Origin of the sequence: Streptomyces graminilatus (assembly GCF_001418565.1) — a bacterium.
GTDB lineage: Bacteria > Actinomycetota > Actinomycetes > Streptomycetales > Streptomycetaceae > Streptomyces > Streptomyces graminilatus.
The window spans coordinates 1-15,905 of the sequence record NZ_LIQQ01000275.1 but is presented as its reverse complement, the minus strand read 5'-3'; the positions used below and the strand labels follow the sequence as shown (position 1 = coordinate 15,905).

17 protein-coding genes are annotated in these 15,905 nt (G+C 70.6%); 9 read left to right on the top strand and 8 right to left on the bottom strand.

Annotation, left to right across the window (positions count from 1 at the left end):
- Positions 1 to 183: 183 nt before the first annotated feature.
- The 3 genes from AOK08_RS23250 to AOK08_RS23240 all read right to left on the bottom strand — a co-directional run bounded on the left by AOK08_RS23250 (position 184) and on the right by AOK08_RS23240 (position 2,898).
- Positions 184 to 756 (bottom strand): DUF6624 domain-containing protein, encoded by a 573-nt coding sequence (locus tag AOK08_RS23250; protein ID WP_055529406.1) that lies wholly within the window; start codon positions 754 to 756, stop codon positions 184 to 186.
- Positions 757 to 799: 43 nt separating this feature from the next.
- Positions 800 to 1,219, bottom strand: a complete 420-nt coding sequence (locus AOK08_RS23245; RefSeq protein WP_055529404.1) for an ATP-binding protein — start codon at positions 1,217 to 1,219, stop codon at positions 800 to 802.
- A 224-nt stretch (positions 1,220 to 1,443) separates the two neighbouring features.
- Complete coding sequence (locus AOK08_RS23240; protein ID WP_055529402.1) at positions 1,444 to 2,898, bottom strand: NsdA family TPR-like regulatory protein; 1,455 nt, start codon at positions 2,896 to 2,898, stop codon at positions 1,444 to 1,446.
- Positions 2,899 to 3,198: 300 nt separating this feature from the next.
- Here AOK08_RS23240 and AOK08_RS23235 point away from each other — a divergent pair, with 300 nt between their 5' ends.
- From AOK08_RS23235 to AOK08_RS23210, 6 genes are all read left to right on the top strand, one after another.
- Positions 3,199 to 4,020, top strand: a complete 822-nt coding sequence (locus AOK08_RS23235; protein WP_055529400.1) for a helix-turn-helix domain-containing protein — start codon at positions 3,199 to 3,201, stop codon at positions 4,018 to 4,020.
- 3 nt (positions 4,021 to 4,023) lie between these two features.
- On the top strand, positions 4,024 to 4,269 hold the full coding sequence (locus AOK08_RS23230) for a DUF397 domain-containing protein (RefSeq protein WP_055529398.1): 246 nt from the start codon (positions 4,024 to 4,026) through the stop codon (positions 4,267 to 4,269).
- A gap of 282 nt (positions 4,270 to 4,551) precedes the next feature.
- On the top strand, positions 4,552 to 5,160 hold the full coding sequence (locus AOK08_RS23225) for a hypothetical protein (protein ID WP_055529396.1): 609 nt from the start codon (positions 4,552 to 4,554) through the stop codon (positions 5,158 to 5,160).
- Between the two features lie 34 nt (positions 5,161 to 5,194).
- On the top strand, positions 5,195 to 6,004 hold the full coding sequence (locus tag AOK08_RS23220; protein ID WP_055529394.1) for an SAM-dependent methyltransferase: 810 nt from the start codon (positions 5,195 to 5,197) through the stop codon (positions 6,002 to 6,004).
- 152 nt (positions 6,005 to 6,156) lie between these two features.
- Positions 6,157 to 8,229: a galactose-binding domain-containing protein gene (locus tag AOK08_RS23215; protein ID WP_055529392.1), complete on the top strand. Its 2,073-nt coding sequence runs from the start codon at positions 6,157 to 6,159 to the stop codon at positions 8,227 to 8,229.
- A gap of 21 nt (positions 8,230 to 8,250) precedes the next feature.
- Entirely contained in the window at positions 8,251 to 8,889 is a 639-nt protein-coding gene (locus AOK08_RS23210) for a TetR/AcrR family transcriptional regulator (RefSeq protein WP_055529390.1), read from the top strand.
- Here AOK08_RS23210 and AOK08_RS23205 read toward each other — a convergent pair.
- The 3 genes from AOK08_RS23205 to AOK08_RS23195 all read right to left on the bottom strand — a co-directional run bounded on the left by AOK08_RS23205 (position 8,878) and on the right by AOK08_RS23195 (position 11,780).
- Positions 8,878 to 9,522 carry an NAD(P)H-dependent oxidoreductase gene (locus tag AOK08_RS23205; RefSeq protein WP_055529388.1) on the bottom strand — a complete coding sequence of 215 codons (645 nt, stop codon included), beginning with the start codon at positions 9,520 to 9,522 and terminating at the stop codon, positions 8,878 to 8,880. The genes AOK08_RS23210 and AOK08_RS23205 overlap by 12 nt on opposite strands.
- Before the next feature lie 87 nt (positions 9,523 to 9,609).
- A complete protein-coding gene (locus AOK08_RS23200) occupies positions 9,610 to 11,085 on the bottom strand; it encodes a sensor histidine kinase (RefSeq protein WP_055529386.1) in 1,476 nt (491 codons plus the stop codon).
- On the bottom strand, positions 11,082 to 11,780 hold the full coding sequence (locus AOK08_RS23195) for a response regulator transcription factor (protein ID WP_079054217.1): 699 nt from the start codon (positions 11,778 to 11,780) through the stop codon (positions 11,082 to 11,084). Before AOK08_RS23195 ends, AOK08_RS23200 begins: the two co-directional genes overlap by 4 nt.
- A 150-nt stretch (positions 11,781 to 11,930) precedes the next feature.
- Here AOK08_RS23195 and AOK08_RS23190 point away from each other — a divergent pair, with 150 nt between their 5' ends.
- From AOK08_RS23190 to AOK08_RS23180, 3 genes are read left to right on the top strand one after another with little or no spacing between them, the layout of a single operon-like run.
- Positions 11,931 to 13,271, top strand: a complete 1,341-nt coding sequence (locus AOK08_RS23190; protein ID WP_055529382.1) for a ferredoxin reductase family protein — start codon at positions 11,931 to 11,933, stop codon at positions 13,269 to 13,271.
- A 10-nt stretch (positions 13,272 to 13,281) separates the two neighbouring features.
- Positions 13,282 to 13,944 carry an FMN-binding protein gene (locus tag AOK08_RS23185; protein ID WP_055529380.1) on the top strand — a complete coding sequence of 221 codons (663 nt, stop codon included), beginning with the start codon at positions 13,282 to 13,284 and terminating at the stop codon, positions 13,942 to 13,944.
- A gap of 4 nt (positions 13,945 to 13,948) precedes the next feature.
- Positions 13,949 to 14,671 (top strand): FAD:protein FMN transferase, encoded by a 723-nt coding sequence (locus AOK08_RS23180; RefSeq protein WP_055529378.1) that lies wholly within the window; start codon positions 13,949 to 13,951, stop codon positions 14,669 to 14,671.
- A gap of 82 nt (positions 14,672 to 14,753) precedes the next feature.
- Here AOK08_RS23180 and AOK08_RS23175 read toward each other — a convergent pair whose 3' ends face one another.
- Together AOK08_RS23175 and AOK08_RS23170 are read right to left on the bottom strand one after the other, a co-directional pair.
- Entirely contained in the window at positions 14,754 to 15,383 is a 630-nt protein-coding gene (locus AOK08_RS23175; RefSeq protein ID WP_055529376.1) for an MBL fold metallo-hydrolase, read from the bottom strand.
- The coding region (locus AOK08_RS23170; RefSeq protein ID WP_157876759.1) for a zinc-binding dehydrogenase at positions 15,383 to 15,905 on the bottom strand (523 nt) is incomplete at its 5' end. The genes AOK08_RS23170 and AOK08_RS23175, both read right to left, overlap by 1 nt.

Sequence of the window (15,905 nt, the reverse complement as noted above, 5' to 3'; positions counted from 1 at the left end):
ATACCGCGCCCGGCCCCTCGGGTCGCCCCGGCGACCAGGGCGACCCTGCCCGCCAGTTTTCCGGGTTTCCCGCCGTCCCCGTCCCCCTGCTCCCGCTGTCCGTCCAGGGGACTGTCCGTCGTCCTCGGCATGTCCGTGTCTCCTCCGTGCGTGAAGCGGTCCCGGCAGACCCGGGAACCGGTGTCACGCCCAGGGTGTCGCCGATACCTGACATCCACTGTCCGGTTTTCCGCTCACGACATGCCGCAACACGGGCAGATGTTCCGCCAGCGGGGCCAGGCCGACGTCCTGCCGGCGTTCCTCGACCGTCTCGGGGTGGCGGATCGGGTACGGGCAGAGGGTGTCGGCGTCGATACGGGTGCCGTAGAACTGGGGCTGACCCAGTTCGACCGCGCAGTGGTCGGCGATGTAGGCGTGATGGACGGCCGGACAGCCGCCGTCCGCCACGGCCTCCGCGATCAGATCGCGGCAGGTGAGCTGGAAGCCGAGGTCGGCGGTGTGCAGCAGGATCATCAGCGCCGCCGTCGAGGCGGGCTCCCCTACCTGACGGGCCTCCGGCCAGCCGCGCCCGGCGACGACCGACCGCAGGGCGTCGGCGTTGGCACCCCGGCAGCGGGTGACGTAGTGCCGGTTGAGTGCGGTGGGCACCTCTCGGGCCAGCCGGGTCAGCCGCTGGTCCTCCTCGGCCCTGCGCACCAGTTGGTCGGCCAGGGTGTCCCGCCGGGGCTCGGCGTCCGGGCCTCGTGGGGTCTCCATGGGCGGTGCGCTCCTCATGCCGTTCTCCTGCCCCCGATGACCTTCACGCCCTCTCTCCGGTGGCCAGCGAGAACCACACCTTCTTGCCCGGGGTGCCGGGGTCGGCCGGTGCCGTGCCCCAGTCGTCCGCGAGCGCGGCGACGATCGCCAGTCCCCGTCCCGACTCGGCCGCCGTGTCGGGCGTACGCGGCCGGGGCAGGAGGGGTGAGGGGTCCGAGAGGGTGACGCGCAGTTCGCCCTCCGTGTGTTCGAGCACGAGGGCGATCGAGTCGGCTGGGGCCGTGCCCGCGTGCCGCACCGCGTTCGCGAACAGCTCGCTCGTCGCGAGGACGGCTTCGTCGAGCAGATGGCACAGATGCCAGCGGGTGAGGTGCTCGGTGACGGTACGCCGTACCCGGGCCGCGCACGAGGGGTGCGCGGGCACCGCGACCTGGAGCAGCCGGGGTCTGCGGAGGGAGATCAAGGGAGCCTCGCCATGTAGTTCTCGTCCACGTCGTGTCGTCCGCCCGCCCGGTCCCCGAAGAGGTGGCGACAACGGGGTAAGCCCGGCGGGGATCCCGCTGGTTCCGTCATCCGTCTCCTTCCGGTGTACCGGTGCCGTTGTCGAAGACAACAGCACCGGTGGGCCGTCGGGCCAGGGAGTGCGGGGGTTGTCCGGTTGCATATGCGTAGTGGAACCGGTGCCCGCTATGCGACCGCGCCCAGCACCGGTCGCGATCTGCGCTCGAACTCCTGCACCATCGGCTCGTCGCGGTGCGGGCCGAGCCGGCCGCGGAAGTCCCGCAGCGCCTGTATCGAGCGTTCGCTGTGTACGCCGCTCAGTGCGGCGAGCGCCTCCGTCGCCGTGCCGAGCGCCTCGTCGAGTCGGTGCTGCTGGAGTTGGGCCGTGGCCAGCACGGAACGGCTGATGGCCTGGCGCCTGCGGCGGTCGGCGTGGGCGCGCACGGACCGCGTCGCGGTGGTCTCCGCCTGCGAAGCCCAGCCCAGGTCCCGGAAACACACCGCCGACTCCGCCTCCAGGTAGTGGTGGTCCAGGAACCGCACCCAGGGGGACTCCCCGGCGCTGCCCCGGCTCGCGGTCAGCTCCCGCTCGGCCGCGCGCAGGGCCTCGGAGGTCTCCCGGGCGCGGCCCAGTGCCGCGTGTCCCCGGGCGGACATGGCGTACAGGCGCATCAGGCCGAGCGGGCTGCCCGCGCCCGTCGCCGTGGCGAGCCCGGCCCGGGCCAGACACACGCCTTCGTCGGGCCGCCCGAGGCTGGTCGCCAGATGGGACAGGCCGGCCAGGATCTGCCCGCCGAGCACCCGGTCGCGTCCCTCGGCGCACAGTCGCAGCCCCTGCGTCATGTAGCGCTGCGCGAGCCCGTACTCCCCCGCGTCGTACGAGCTCCAGCCGGCCATCGCCGCGAGGCGGGCGGCGGCGGCGAACAGCTCGCGCAGCCGGGCGGGGGCGAGGCCGCGCTGCTGGAGCATGGGGATGATCTCGGTGGACAGGTAGTGCACGATGCTGGTGCGGACCCCGCCACCCCCGTAGTGGTTGTCCATCTCGTCGAACATGCCGATCATCGCGTGGACCTGTTCCACTGGACCGGCGCAGCCGGGGGCCGCGGCGGCGGCCGGTACGAGACGGAGGCCGCCCGTCTCCCCGGTCCCGCAGGTGGTCCGGTCCTTCTCCAACAGCCAGAGCAGCCACTCGCGCTGAGGGTTCGTCAGGGCGCCGGGGACGAAGGGGACCGGGCCCAGGAGGGTGCGCCGGGAGATGTCGGTGGAGCCGAGTTCGGCCAGGGTGTGCAGGGTGTCCGCGACGTCCTCGCCGTACACGAGTGCCCTGCCCACGACGGGGCGTTGCTGGTCGGGCACGAAGCCGAGGTCCGCCGGGGACAGTGCGCGGGCCAGGCGCTCGCACAGCACGGCGGCGATCAGTTCGGGGGTGCGGCCCCGGGGCTGCTGGCCCTGGAGCCACCGGGTGACCGACGCCTTGTCGTAGTTGGTGTCCACGCCCTGGCGGCGGCCGAGTTCGTTGACGCGGTGCGCGAGTGACGCGTACGAGCAGCCGGCGTCCTTGAGTGCGCTCGCCAGTGCCTTGTTGGCTCCGCCCGTGCCCCTGCCGGGGCTTCTCGGTTGTCCGTTCGTCACGGCGGCCATCCAGGTCTCGCATCACGTCGGCGTGGGGCTTCCGCTCGCCCTGATCCGCCGGGACGTCAACTTCCCGGCGGGCGGACGGGCTTCGGTGACGCCACCTCGCGAATGTGCGGCAGGTCACCCGATCACTATGGTGACTGACAGGCACAGCTCGCAACCTTCGTTCTGATAATTTCAGAATGCGGAGCAAAGGCCTGTCGGGGTCAGCCGAAGACGTGGCACACTGCCCGCTGTGACGGCGGTTCCCGGAGGTCCCACGTGAGCGACAACCGCTCAGGCGGAAGTGCTCCCACCGTCCTTCGGATGGTCCTAGGCAAGCGGCTGAGGCATCTGCGGGAGCGGGCAGGGGTGTCGTTCGAGGACGCCGCCCGGGCCATCGAGGTCACGCCGTTGACGGTCCGCCGGATGGAGAAGGCCGAGGTCGGCCTCCGCATCCCCTATGTGAAGGAGTTGCTGCGCACCTACGGGGTCCTGGCCCAGGAGATCGAGGACTTCGTCCGCCTCGCCAGGGAGGCCAACCAGCCGGGCTGGTGGTACAAGTACCGCGATGTGCTGCCGGACTGGTTCAGGGCCTACGTGAGCCTGGAGAGCGAAGCCAGTGTCATCCGGCTCTACGAACCCCACTACGTCCCCGGCCTGTTGCAGACCGAGGACTACGCCGCCGCGCTGCTGCGCATCGGCTTCCCCAACGACAGTCCCGAGGAGATCCGGCGCCGGGCCGACCTGCGGCTGAAGCGCCAGGACCTGCTCGACAAGCCCGAGGCGCCCGCCGTCTGGGCCGTACTGGACGAGACCGTGCTGCGCAGGCCCGTGGGCGGGGCCGACGTGATGCGGGCTCAGATCGACCACCTCGGTGAGGTGTTGGAGAACCCGAAGGTCCGGCTCCAGATCATGCGGTTCGCCGCGGGTCCGCATCCGGGTGCCTTCGGCCCCTTCCACTACTTCCGATTCGGCTTCTCCGAACTGCCCGACGTCGTCTACACGGAGAGCCTCGCCGGCGCGCAGTACTTCGACCAGCCCGCCGACGTCGTGACGTACCTGGAGGTACTGGACCGGATGTCCGTGCAGGCGGAGCCGGTCGCTCGGACCAGGGAGATCCTGGCGGCACTGCGTAAGGAGTTGTGAACCATGGCAACCGACGGTCCCATCCACAGCGGCATGCCCGCGTCCGAACTCGGCTCCGAGGGCTGGCACAAGCCCTGGAGCGGCACCAACGGCGGAAGCTGCGTCGAGACCAAGCGACTGCCCGACGGCAGTGTCGCCTTCCGGCAGTCCAAGGACCCGGACGGGCCCGCGCTGGTCTACTCCAGGGACGAGATGGTGGCGTTCCTGGAGGGCGCCAAGTCCGGCCAGGCCGACTTCCTGATCGCCTGACGCCGCCGTGCGCCGTACGCTCCCGCGCGAGCCGCACACGTACGGCGCACCACCACACCCGCACAACCGGACAACCCGTACGGGTACTCCCGCCGCGTGCGGGCCCCTTACACACTGGGGGAGTTGAACGCCCCACCGCGCGCGACCGGTCCGCGCGCACCACCGTGAGACCGAAGGGAGCGGCATGCGTACGCCGCCTCGCGCCCCGGGTCGAGCCATGCCGCCCGGACGTGCCGGCACTCCCCTGCCGGGCCGCTCCCCCAGGACGGTGACATCCACCGGATGAGCCTCTCGCAGAGCGTCACGGAGACCGTCACCGCGTACCGGACCCTGGTCGTCGAGGGCCACGAGGGAGTCCGCCGGGCCCGACTGCTGTCCGAACTGACCCTGCTCGGCTTCCCGTTGCGGCGACCGCCGGATGACCTGCACCATCTCGACCCCGCCCGGCCGTACCGCGACCTGCTGGCCGCGCCGGGCCGGCTCGTCATCGACGGCGGGATCATCGGGGAACTCGTGTACGGGCCGCTGCGTCGCGGACGGTCCCGCGTGACCTGGATCCAGGCGCTCGACTTCGCCGAGGCGGTCGCGGAACGTGAGGGCGCCCTGCTCCACCTCACCGGGTACGAGCCCGATGCCGGCCAGGATCACCACGTGGAGCGGCACGACGTGGAGCAGGACGTCGGGCACGGCGACGACGGGTCGGAGACCGCTGCCGCCGCCCTCGCCTACGAGCGGGTGTTCCGGACGCTCGCCCAGCACGTTCCCGTGGTGAGCGTGCGCCTCGCCCCCGCCCCGGCCGACACGGCCGTCGAACAGGCTTGCCACATCCGCACACCCGCGCCCCGTCAGCCACAACACCAGGAATCGACGCGTCAGTTGACGGTAGGTTAGCGAAATCCACGCGAGGCAAGTCAGGAGAGCTCCGATGACAGACGGCCGGCCCACCCCCGACCAGGAAGCCCTGTCCAAGATCGACACCACGGTGCCGCACTCCGCCCGCATCTGGAACTACTGGATGGGCGGCAAGGACAACTACGAGGTCGACCGCGTGGCGGGCGACGACTACCGCCGGATCGCCCCGAACATCGAGACGATGGCCCGTGCCTCGCGCGTCTATCTCATCCGCGCGGTCACCTTCGTGGCCCGCGAGCGCGGTGTCCGCCAGTTCCTCGACATCGGCACCGGCCTGCCGACGTACGACAACACGCACCAGGTCGCCCAGAAGGTGGCCCCCGAGTCGCGCATCGTCTACGTGGACAACGACCCGCTCGTCCTGCGGCACGCCCAGGCCCTGCTCACCAGCACCCCCGAGGGCACCACGGACTACGTGGACGCGGATCTGCACGACCCCGAGAAGATCATCGAGACCGCGCGCCGCCACCTGGACTTCGACAGGCCGGTGGCGCTGATGCTGATGGGCATCCTCGGCCACATCCAGGACTGGGAGGAGGCCAAGTCGATCACCCGGCGCCTCCAGGCGGCCCTGCCCCCGGGCAGCTATTTCGTGCACTACGACAGCACGGACACCGACGAGGAGCTCAAGCGCGCCCAGGACGGGTACGACGACACGGGCGCCGTCCCGTACGTGCTGCGCAGCCCCGACAAGCTCGCCGCGCTCTACGAGGGTCTGGAACTGCTGGAGCCCGGCATCGTCTCCTGCCCGCTGTGGAACCCGGAGCCCGGCACCTCGCCGGAGCCGACGGACGTGTACGGAGGCGTCGCGTACAAGGCGTAGTCGCTTCGGCACGGCCACAACCCCCTTGCCCCATATGGCCGTTCGGGTTATCAGGTCAAGCGTCCCGGACTATTGACTCCATCACCTCGCTGTCGCGATCCTCCTCGCAGAGTTGCCTGAGCCATGACAACCTTTGCGCGAGGACGTGAGTGATGACCGAACCTGCCTTCCCCCCTCGCCCGAGACGCGGACGCAGACCCCTGACCGTGCTGCCCCTGCTGCTCGCCGTGCTGGCGCTGGTGCTCGGCACCGGCCCCAGCTCGGCGGCGGGCACCGACTGGTGGACGCCGTCCGCACGGCCGGCGCCCGACTCCCAGATCAACGTCACGGGCGAGCCCTTCAAGGGCACCGACTCCCGTGGCGAGGTACGCGGGTTCGTCGACGCGCACAACCACCTGTTCTCCAACGAGGCCTTCGGCGGACGGCTCATCTGCGGGAAGGTGTTCTCCACCAGCGGGATCGCGGACGCCCTCAAGGACTGCCCCGAGCACTACCCCGACGGCACCTTCGCGGTGTTCGACTACATCACCCACGGCGGCGACGGCAAGCACGACCCGGTCGGCTATCCGACGTTCAAGGACTGGCCCGCGTACAACTCGATGACCCACCAGGCGAACTACTACGCCTGGGTCGAGCGCGCCTGGCGCGGCGGTCAGCGGGTGCTCGTCAACGACCTGGTCACCAACGGCGTGATCTGTTCGGTCTACTTCTTCAAGGACCGCGGCTGCGACGAGATGACGTCGATCCGCCTCCAGGCCAAACTGACGTACCAGCTCCAGGACTTCATCGACGCGCAGTACGGCGGCGCCGGCAAGGGCTGGTTCCGGATCGTCACCGACAGCGCGCAGGCGCGTGAGGTGATCGAGCAGGGCAAGCTGGCCGTCGTCCTCGGCGTCGAGACGTCCGAGCCCTTCGGCTGCAAGCAGATCCTGGACATCGCGCAGTGCGACAGGTCCGACATCGACAAGGGCCTCGACGAGCTGTACGACCTGGGTGTGCGCAGCATGTTCCTGTGCCACAAGTTCGACAACGCGCTGTGCGGGGTGCGGTTCGACCAGGGCGGGCTCGGTACGGCCATCAACATCGGCCAGTTCCTGTCGACGGGCACCTTCTGGCAGACGGAGAAGTGCGCGACCGCGATGCACGACAACCCGATCGGCGGCGCCGCGGCGACCAGTGCGGCGGCGGAACTGCCGGAGGGCACCGAGGTGCCGGCGTACAGCGCGGACGCGCAGTGCAACAAGCGCGGGCTCACCTCGCTCGGCGAGTACGCGGTGCGCGGCCTGATGAAGCGCAAGATGATGCTCGAGATCGACCACATGGGTGTCAAGGCGGCCGGTCAGGCGATGGACATCCTCGAGGCGGAGTCCTACCCGGGCCTGATCTCCTCGCACAGCTGGATGGACCTCAACTGGACCGACCGGGTCTACGGTCTCGGCGGATTCATCGCCCAGTACATGAACCCTTCCAAGGCGTTCGTCGCGGAGGCCGCGCGCACCAGCTCCCTGCGCGCCAAGTACGGCAGGGGCTACGGCTACGGCACCGACTTCAACGGCATCGGCGACCATCCCGCCCCGCGCGGCACGGACACGGGTACGGCGGTGACGTACCCCTTCACCAGTGTCGACGGCGGTTCGGTGATCGACCGGCAGACCACCGGTTCGCGCACCTGGGACATCAACAAGGACGGGGCCGCGCACGTCGGGATGATCCCGGACTGGATCCAGGACATCCGTCAGGTCGGCGGCGAGGACGCGGTCCGTGACCTGTTCCGGGGTGCCGAGTCCTACCTCGACACCTGGGGCGCGGCGGAGAGCCACCGGGCCGGGGTGAACCTGGCCAAGGGTGTGTCCGCGACGGCCAGTTCGTCGGAGTCGAACCCGTTCACGAGCTTCCAGCCCGGCCGCGCGGTGGACGGCGACGCGGACAGCCGCTGGGCGAGCGACTGGAGCGACGACCAGTGGCTCCAGCTCGACCTCGGGTCCACGAACCTGGTCAGGCGGGTCACCCTCGACTGGGAGCGCGCGTACGGCAAGTCGTACCGCGTGGAGCTGTCGACGGACGGTACGAACTGGCAGACCGCCTGGTCCACGACCGTCGGTGACGGCGGCCTGGACACGGCGCGGTTCGCGGGGACACCGGCCCGCTATGTGCGCGTTCATGGACTGGTTCGGGGCACGAAGTGGGGATACTCACTCCATGAAGTGGGTGTCTACGGCACCTGAGTTACTGCCCAGGGGGAGTTCATGGCACGCAAGCCGTCGGCCGAGCGGCGTCGGCAGCTCACGGAGGCGGCCATCCGCGCGATGACCCGGGACGGCGTCCCCAGGACGACGACCCGGTCCATCGCCGCGGAGGCCGGCGTGTCACTGAGCGTCTTCCACTACTGCTTCGACTCCAAGCAGGCGCTGATCGAGTCGGTCATCACGACGATCACGGATCACTGCGTCGAGGTGGTGCGCGAGGCGATCCAGCCCCGGTCCACCCTTGAGGAGACCATCCGGGCGGGCTTCAGGGCGTACTGGGACCATGCCGCCGCCCACCCGGGCGAGCACATGCTGACGTACGAACTCACCCAGTACGCCCTGCGCGAGCCGGGGTTCGAACATCTGGCGCGCCGGCAGTACGAGCTGTACACCGACACGTACGCCGGGCTGCTGGACGGGCTGCGCGAGTCGATGGGCTTCGAACTGAGCGTGCCCGTCCGGGTGCTGGCCGGTTATCTGGCCGCGATGACGGACGGGCTGACGCTCGGTTTCCTGGCCCTGCGCGACGAGAAGGCCTGCATGGACATCGTCGACACGGTCACCGGCCATGTGGCCTCCCTCGTACGGGAGCAGCCCGCAAGGCAGGCGGTGCCCGGCCCCGCGCCCCTACCGGGTTAAGGCGAGCAGGCGTTCGGCGTACTCCGCGAGGTATTGCACCCGCTGCTTCGCCGACGCCTCCCCGGGAGCCCTGGCGACGAACGCGGGGAGGACCTCGAAGCCCAGGCAGCGCAGGACGCCCTGGTGGATGGGCCACAGGGCGCGGTCCACGTCGTCGTCGGTGCCGTGGGGGTCGTACAGGCCCGAGGGGGTGCCGGTGGTCGTGCACACCAGGGCGCGTCTGCCCTTGAGGGGGCCGGTGTCGTAGGCGCGGCCTTCCGTGTAGGCGAAGCCGCGGGCCATCGTGCGGTCAACCCAGCCCTTGAGGATGGCCGGCATGCCGGACCACCACAGCGGGAACTGGAGTATCAGCAGATCGCAGCGGGCGACCTTCTCCTGTTCGGCGCGGACGTCGGGCGGGGTCTCGTGCGTCGCCGACACGCGTTCCTGCTCGGCGGGGACGTCCAGGAAGTCCGGGTCGGTCCAGTCTCCGGGGAAGTCGTCGGCGTCGACGGCCGACTTCCAGCCGAGCCGGTAGAGGTCGCTGACCACGACCTCGTGTCCGGCGCGCTTCAGGACGTCCACGGCTCTGACCTTCAACGCGCCGTTGAAGGAGCAGAGTTCGGGGTGGGCGAACACGATCAGTACGTTCACAGTGGGGGGTCTCCTCAGATCGTCCGTGCCGAGCAGTTCGGACTGAGTCGTTGTGTTCAGTTGAGTCGGTCCGGTCGCCATGTGCGTTCAGGTCGTTCTCTTCGGCTGGTCCGTCCTGTCGAGCGGCAGGCGCAGGGTGAAGGCGGTGCGGCCGGGGCCGCTGGTCACGTCGAGGGTGCCGCCGTGGGCCCGCACCAGTGACCGGGCGACCGCGAGGCCGAGGCCGCTGCCGCCCCGGTCGCGGCTGCGGGCCTTGTCGACGCGGTAGAAGCGGTCGAAGACCCGGTCCTGGTCGGCGGCCGGAATGCCGGGGCCCTCGTCGGCGACCCGGACCACCGCGTGGCCCTCGGCGCCGTCGCCGCCCCTGTCGACGCTCACGTCCAGGGACACCGCCGTACCGGCGGGTGTGTGCACGGCCGCGTTGGTCAGGAGGTTGTCCAGGACCTGCCGGATGCGCAGCGGGTCGAGCCGCAGCCGCAGTTCCCCCGGGACCCCCGTCACCGTCAGCGGATGGTCCGGGTGGCCCGCGCGGAAGGCGTCCGCGGCCTGGCCGGCCAGCTCCGCCAGATCGGCGCTCTCCGGCCGCAGCGGGGTCTCGACCTGGGCCGCGTCCAGCCGGGCGAGCAGCAGCAGATCGTCGAGCAGGACGCCCATCCGGGCCGCCTCGGCTCGCAGCCGGGCCAGATGCCGGTCGCGTTCGCCGGGTTCGTTGGCGGCGGCGTACTGGAAGAGGTCCGCATAGCCGCGTACCGACATCAGCGGGGTGCGCAGCTCGTGCGAGGCGTCGGCGACAAAGCGGCGCAGGCGCTGTTCGGCCTCCGTGCGCACGGCGAGCGAGTCGTCGATGTGTTCGAGCATGGTGTTGAAGGCGGTCCGCAGCTCCTCGACCTCGGGGCCGCCGTTGCCGCCCTTGCCGCTGTCGGCGCGTACGGGCAGCCGGGCGGAGTCGGTGAAGTCGTGCGAGGTGATGCCGCGGGCGGTGTGCGCCATGGCGCTCAGCGGCCTGAGGCCGCGCCGCAGCACCGCGCGGCCGAAGATCACCAGGCCGAGCAGGGCGAGCGCGAAGGCGACGACCTGGACCATGACCAGCCGGTCCATGGTGTTCTCCATGTCCTCCAGGGGCGCCGCGGTGACCAGCACGATCCCGTCGTCGACCTCGCAGGCGCGCAGCCGGTAGGACTCCCCGCCGATGCGCGCGGTGCGCAGCACGTCGGCGCCGGAGGTCCGCACGGCCTCGGCGGTGGCGAGGAGTTCACCGGCGTCCGGCGGCACGTCGGCGGGCTTGCGGAGGACGGGCGCGGGGCCCGAGATCCTGTACGAGGCGCTGTACCAGCCCCAGTAGGGCTTGTCCTGGACGCTGCCGTACTCCTGGACGTCCTTGGCCTGGGTGGTCTGGACGTGCGTCATCTGGTCGCTCAGCTGGCGCACCAGGTACTCCTGCATGTACATCGAGAGCGACGTGCCGACGGCCGCGAAGACGACCAGCGCGAGCACGCCCATGCCCAGTGCGAGCCGCGTGCCCAGCCGCAGCCTGTGGTAGGGCTGCCGGAGGCGGCGGATCACTCGCCCACCTGCCGGACCACGTAGCCGACGCCCCGCACGGTGTGGATCAGCGGTTCGTCGTGCTGGTCGGGATCGTCGAGCTTGCGGCGGAGCCGGCTGACGACCAGTTCGACGACGTTGGACCGGCCGCCGAAGCCGTACTCCCAGACGTGGTCGAGGATCTGTGCCTTGGTGAGCACGGTCGGCGACTTGCGCATCAGGTAGCGCAGCACCTCGTACTCGGTCGGGGTGAGCGTGAGCCGTTTGTCGCCGCGGCGGACCTCGCGGGTGTCCTCGTCCATCGTCAGGTCGGCCACCCGGAGCACGGACCGCTGGAAGGCGGGGCCCGCGCTGCGGCGCAGCACGGTCCGCAGCCGGGCCATCAACTCCTCCACGGCGAAGGGTTTGACCAGGTAGTCGTCGCCGCCCCGGGTGAGCCCCGCGACCCGGTCGGCGACTCCGTCGCGGGCGGTGAGGAAGACCACGGGGACCATGGTTCCCGACAGGCGCAGCCGGTCGAGCACGGCGAAGCCGTCGAGGCCCGGGAGCATCAGGTCGAGCACCACGATGTCCGGCCGGAACTCGGCGGCCCTGCTCAGCGCTTCCTCACCGGAGTACGTCGCGACCGCCTCCCAGCCCTCGTAGCGGGCGACCGTCGCGACCAGGTCGGCGATGGGCGGATCGTCGTCCACAACGAGAAGTCGTACTTTTTCCACGTGCTCATAGTGCTGCACGCCGCTCGCGACGCCATAGCTCTTCCGCCCCGAACGCGCGATCGATAACGACTTGAAAGTCAAGAGACAGCTCATCGACAGCTACGGTCGGTCATGCTCGGTGTCCCCAGACCCGAGCAAGGAGCACAGGCCGTGACGCCCGTCCAATCGCCTCCCGCTTCGCCCCCCACGGCGATACGCCCCAGAGTGGTGGCCCGCACCGGCCTGTACGCCGTGCTGGCCGCCAACGTGGCTGTCGTGACCGTCTTCTTCACCCAGGCAGGGTTCGCCTCGAACGCCCTGATCGTGCTGGGCCGGCTCGCCGGGCTGTACGGCGCGCTCTTCATGGCCTTCCAGTTGGTGCTGGTGGCCCGGCTGCCGTGGCTGGACCGCCGGATCGGCATGGACCGGCTGACCTCCTGGCACCGCTGGGTGGGCTTCGGGCTGCTGTGGACGCTGATGTCCCACGCGGTGTTCATCACCTTCGGCTACGCCGAGGGCGCGAACCTGGGCCCGGTCGACGAGCTGGTGGAGCTGGCCGAGACCACCGAGGGCGTGCTGCGCGCGATCGTCGCCCTGTTCCTGATCATGCTCATCGGCGCGGTCTCCGCGCGCTACGCCCGTCGCCGCCTCGCCTACGAGACCTGGCACTTCATCCACCTGTACACCTATGTGGCGGTGGTCCTGGCGTTCACCCACCAGGTCGGGGTCGGTACGACGTTCACCTCGTCGTCCGCCGCCACCGCGTACTGGTGGGCCCTGTGGGGTGTGGCGCTCGGTTCGGTGTTCCTGGGCCGGGTGGTGCTGCCGCTGCGCAGGAACCTCCGGCACCGGTTGCGGGTCTCGGCCGTCGTCCCCGAGGCCGACAACGTCGTGTCGGTCTACATGACGGGCCGCGACCTCGACAAGCTGCCCGCCCGCGCCGGCCAGTTCTTCCTGTGGCGGTTCATGACCAAGGACCGCTGGTGGCAGGCGAACCCGTTCTCGCTGTCGGCGGCGCCCGACGGCAAATCGCTGCGGCTCACCGCCAAGGCGGCCGGCGACGGCAGCGCCGCCCTGCGGCACATCCCGGTCGGCACCCGTGTCTTCGCCGAGGGCCCGTACGGCGCGTTCACCGCGCTGCACCGCACCCGGCCGGAGTCCGTCCTCATCGCCGGCGGTGTGGGTGTCACGCCGATCCGCGCGCTGCTGGAGGAGATCGAGGGCCACGCCGTGGTCATCTACCGGGTGGCCAGGGACCAGGACGCCGTCCTCTACGGGGAGCTGCGGGACCTCGCCGCCGCGAAGGGCGCCGAGCTGCACCTGGTGAGCGGGCCCGCCGTCCCCGACAAGCTGGCCCCGGCCGAACTGGCCAGGCTGGTGCCGGACATCGCGGACCGGGATGTCTTCCTGTGCGGCCCGCCGCCCATGATGAACGCGGTGCTGCGCAGCCTGCGGGAGCTGGGCGTGCCCAAGTCGCAGACCCACTTCGAGCGCTTCAGCCTGGCCGGATAAGAGGAACGTCGTGAAAAGAGCACTGCCTGTCCTGGTTCTGAGCATCGCGGGCCTGGTCCCCGTCTGGCTGTACGAGCCGTCACCGGCCACCACGTCCTCGGCCTCCGTCTCGCCCCCGTCCACGTCGTCGGGCGGCTCCGGTTCGTCGTCCAGGGTCGTCGCGGGTCCCGTCGTGAAGACCGAGAAGGGTGACGTCCAGGTCGAGGTGACGTTCGCGGGTTCGAAGATCTCCTCGGTGCGGATGCTGAAGCAGCCGAACCACCCGCAGACCACCGCCGCCGTACCGGTCCTGATCAAGGGGACGCTGGCCGCGCAGAGCGCCGACGTCGACACGGTCTCCGGCGCGACGATCACGAGCGACGCCTACAAGAAGTCCCTCCAGGCCGCCATCGACGCGAAGCCGGCCTCCTCCGCGTCGAAGTCCGTCTCCGGGCCCGCCGTGCGGACCGAGAAGGGCACCGTGCAGGTCGAGGTGGTCTTCGCGGGCGAGAAGATCGCGTCCGTGAAGATGCTCCAGCAGCCGAACCACCCGCAGACCACGGCCGCAGTACCGGTCCTGATCAAGGAGACCCTGGCCGCGCAGAGCGCCGGCATAGACACGGTCTCCGGCGCCACCATCACCAGCGACGCCTACAAGAAGTCCCTCCAGGCCGCCATCGACGCGGAGGGCTGAGGAGATGCGGCGCGTCGAGCACATCATGGGGTTCCCGATCTCGCTGCTGATCGAGGACGAGCAGGTCCCCGCGGGAACGGCGGACGCCGTGTTCGCCTGGTTCCACGAGGTCGACGCGCGGTTCAGCCCGTTCAAGCCCGACAGCGAGGTGTCCCGTCTCGACCGGGGCGAGCTGGCCTCCGCCGAGCTGAGCGCGGACCTCACCGAGGTGCTCGGCCTGTGCGAGGAGTACCGGGTCGCGACGAAGGGCGCGTTCGACGTCCGGCTGCCCGGCCGGGGTCTCGATCCGTGCGCGGTGGTGAAGGGATGGGCGGTGCAGCGGGCGGCGGATCTGCTGGCGGCGGCGGGCGTACGGACGTTCTGTCTGAACGCGGGCGGTGATGTGGTCGCCGCCGGGCGCCCCTGGCGGGTGGGCGTACGGCATCCCGAGTACGCCGACCGGTTGTGCGCGGTGCTGGAGATCGCCGAGGGGGGTGTGGCGACCTCCGCCCGCTATGAGCGGGGCGACCACATCCTCGACGGCCGCACCGGCCGCCCGGCGACGGGGCTGCTGAGCCTGACCGTCGTCGCCCCCACGCTCACCGAGGCGGACGCCACGGCGACGGCCGCGTTCGCGATGGGCGCGGAGGGCATCGAGTGGGCCGCCGCCCGCGAGGGCTGCGAGGTGTTCGCGGTGGACGCCGACCGCCAGGTCCTCCGCACTCCGGGACTGCCGGTCGCCGCCTGAACACACCTTCCCGCCCCCACTGTTGTACGTCCGTATGGGCGCCCTCCGTTGCGACGGCGGGCGCCCATACGCGCGTGCTGTGTCAGTGGCCCCGGGCGATCCACTCCTCAAGGTGCGGTGCCTCGGCGCCGATGGTGGTGGGGTCGCCGTGCCCGGCTAGGACCTTCGTCCCGGGCGGCAGGGCGAGCAGCCGGTCCCGGATCGAGTCGATGATCGTCGGGAAGTTGGAGTAGGAGCGGCCGGTGGCACCCGGGCCGCCGTTGAAGAGGGTGTCGCCGGTGAAGACGGTACCGAGCCCCGGGTCGTAGAGGCAGACCGCGCCCGGCGCGTGCCCGGGCGTGTGCAGGACCGTCAGATCGGCGCCGGCTGCCTCGATGACCTGGCCGTCGGCCAGCCAGGCGTCGGGTTCGCGGTCCGGGTGGGTCTGCTTCCACAGCGGCAGGTCGTCGCGGTGCAGCCAGATGGTGGCGCCGGTGCGCTCGGCGAGCGCGGGGGCCGCGTCGATGTGGTCGTTGTGGGCGTGGGTGCAGATGATGGCGGTCAGCCGCCGGTCGCCGACGGCCGCCTCGATGGCGTCGGCGTCATGGGCGGCGTCGATGACGATCGCCTCGTGGTCGTCGCCGATGATCCAGACGTTGTTGTCGACGTCCCAGGTGCCGCCGTCGAGGCTGAACCGGCCGGAGGTGACGAGGCGTTCGATACGTGCGGTCATCAGAACACCACCACCGAGCGCAGGACGTCGCCGCCGTGCATCCGCTCGAACGCCTTCTCCACCTCGTCGAGTCCGATGGTCTCGGTGACGAACTTGGCGAGGTCCAGGCGGCCTTGGAGATGCAGGTCGATGAGCATCGGGAAGTCGCGGGAGGGCAGGCAGTCGCCGTACCAGGACGACTTCAGCGAGCCGCCCCGCCCGAAGACGTCGATCAGCGGAAGTTCGAGCTTCATCTCCGGCGTCGGCACCCCGACCAGCACGACCGTCCCGGCGAGGTCACGGGCGTAGAACGCCTGCTTGTACGTCTCCGGGCGGCCCACCGCCTCGATCACGACGTCGGCGCCGTTGCCGCCGGTCAGCTCACGGATCGCCTCGACCGGGTCGGTCTCCTTGGAGTTGACCGTGTGCGTGGCGCCCATCGTGCGGGCGGTGCGCAGCTTCCGGTCGTCGATGTCGACGGCGATGATCTTCGCGGCACCCGCGAGGTTGGCCCCGGCGATGGCCGCGTCCCCGACGCCACCG

Bases quoted from the DNA above. Each gene is read 5' to 3' on its own strand.
- AOK08_RS23250 (WP_055529406.1), bottom strand. From the start codon at position 756: ATGGAGACCCCACGAGGCCCGGACGCCGAGCCCCGGCGGGACACCCTG.
- AOK08_RS23235 (WP_055529400.1), top strand. From the start codon at position 3,199: ATGGTCCTAGGCAAGCGGCTGAGGCATCTGCGGGAGCGGGCAGGGGTG.
- AOK08_RS23215 (WP_055529392.1), top strand. From the start codon at position 6,157: ATGACCGAACCTGCCTTCCCCCCTCGCCCGAGACGCGGACGCAGACCC.
- AOK08_RS23240 (WP_055529402.1), bottom strand. From the start codon at position 2,898: ATGGCCGCCGTGACGAACGGACAACCGAGAAGCCCCGGCAGGGGCACG.
- AOK08_RS23230 (WP_055529398.1), top strand. From the start codon at position 4,024: ATGGCAACCGACGGTCCCATCCACAGCGGCATGCCCGCGTCCGAACTC.
- AOK08_RS23180 (WP_055529378.1), top strand. From the start codon at position 13,949: ATGCGGCGCGTCGAGCACATCATGGGGTTCCCGATCTCGCTGCTGATC.
- AOK08_RS23220 (WP_055529394.1), top strand. From the start codon at position 5,195: ATGACAGACGGCCGGCCCACCCCCGACCAGGAAGCCCTGTCCAAGATC.
- AOK08_RS23210 (WP_055529390.1), top strand. From the start codon at position 8,251: ATGGCACGCAAGCCGTCGGCCGAGCGGCGTCGGCAGCTCACGGAGGCG.
- AOK08_RS23225 (WP_055529396.1), top strand. From the start codon at position 4,552: ATGAGCCTCTCGCAGAGCGTCACGGAGACCGTCACCGCGTACCGGACC.
- AOK08_RS23175 (WP_055529376.1), bottom strand. From the start codon at position 15,383: ATGACCGCACGTATCGAACGCCTCGTCACCTCCGGCCGGTTCAGCCTC.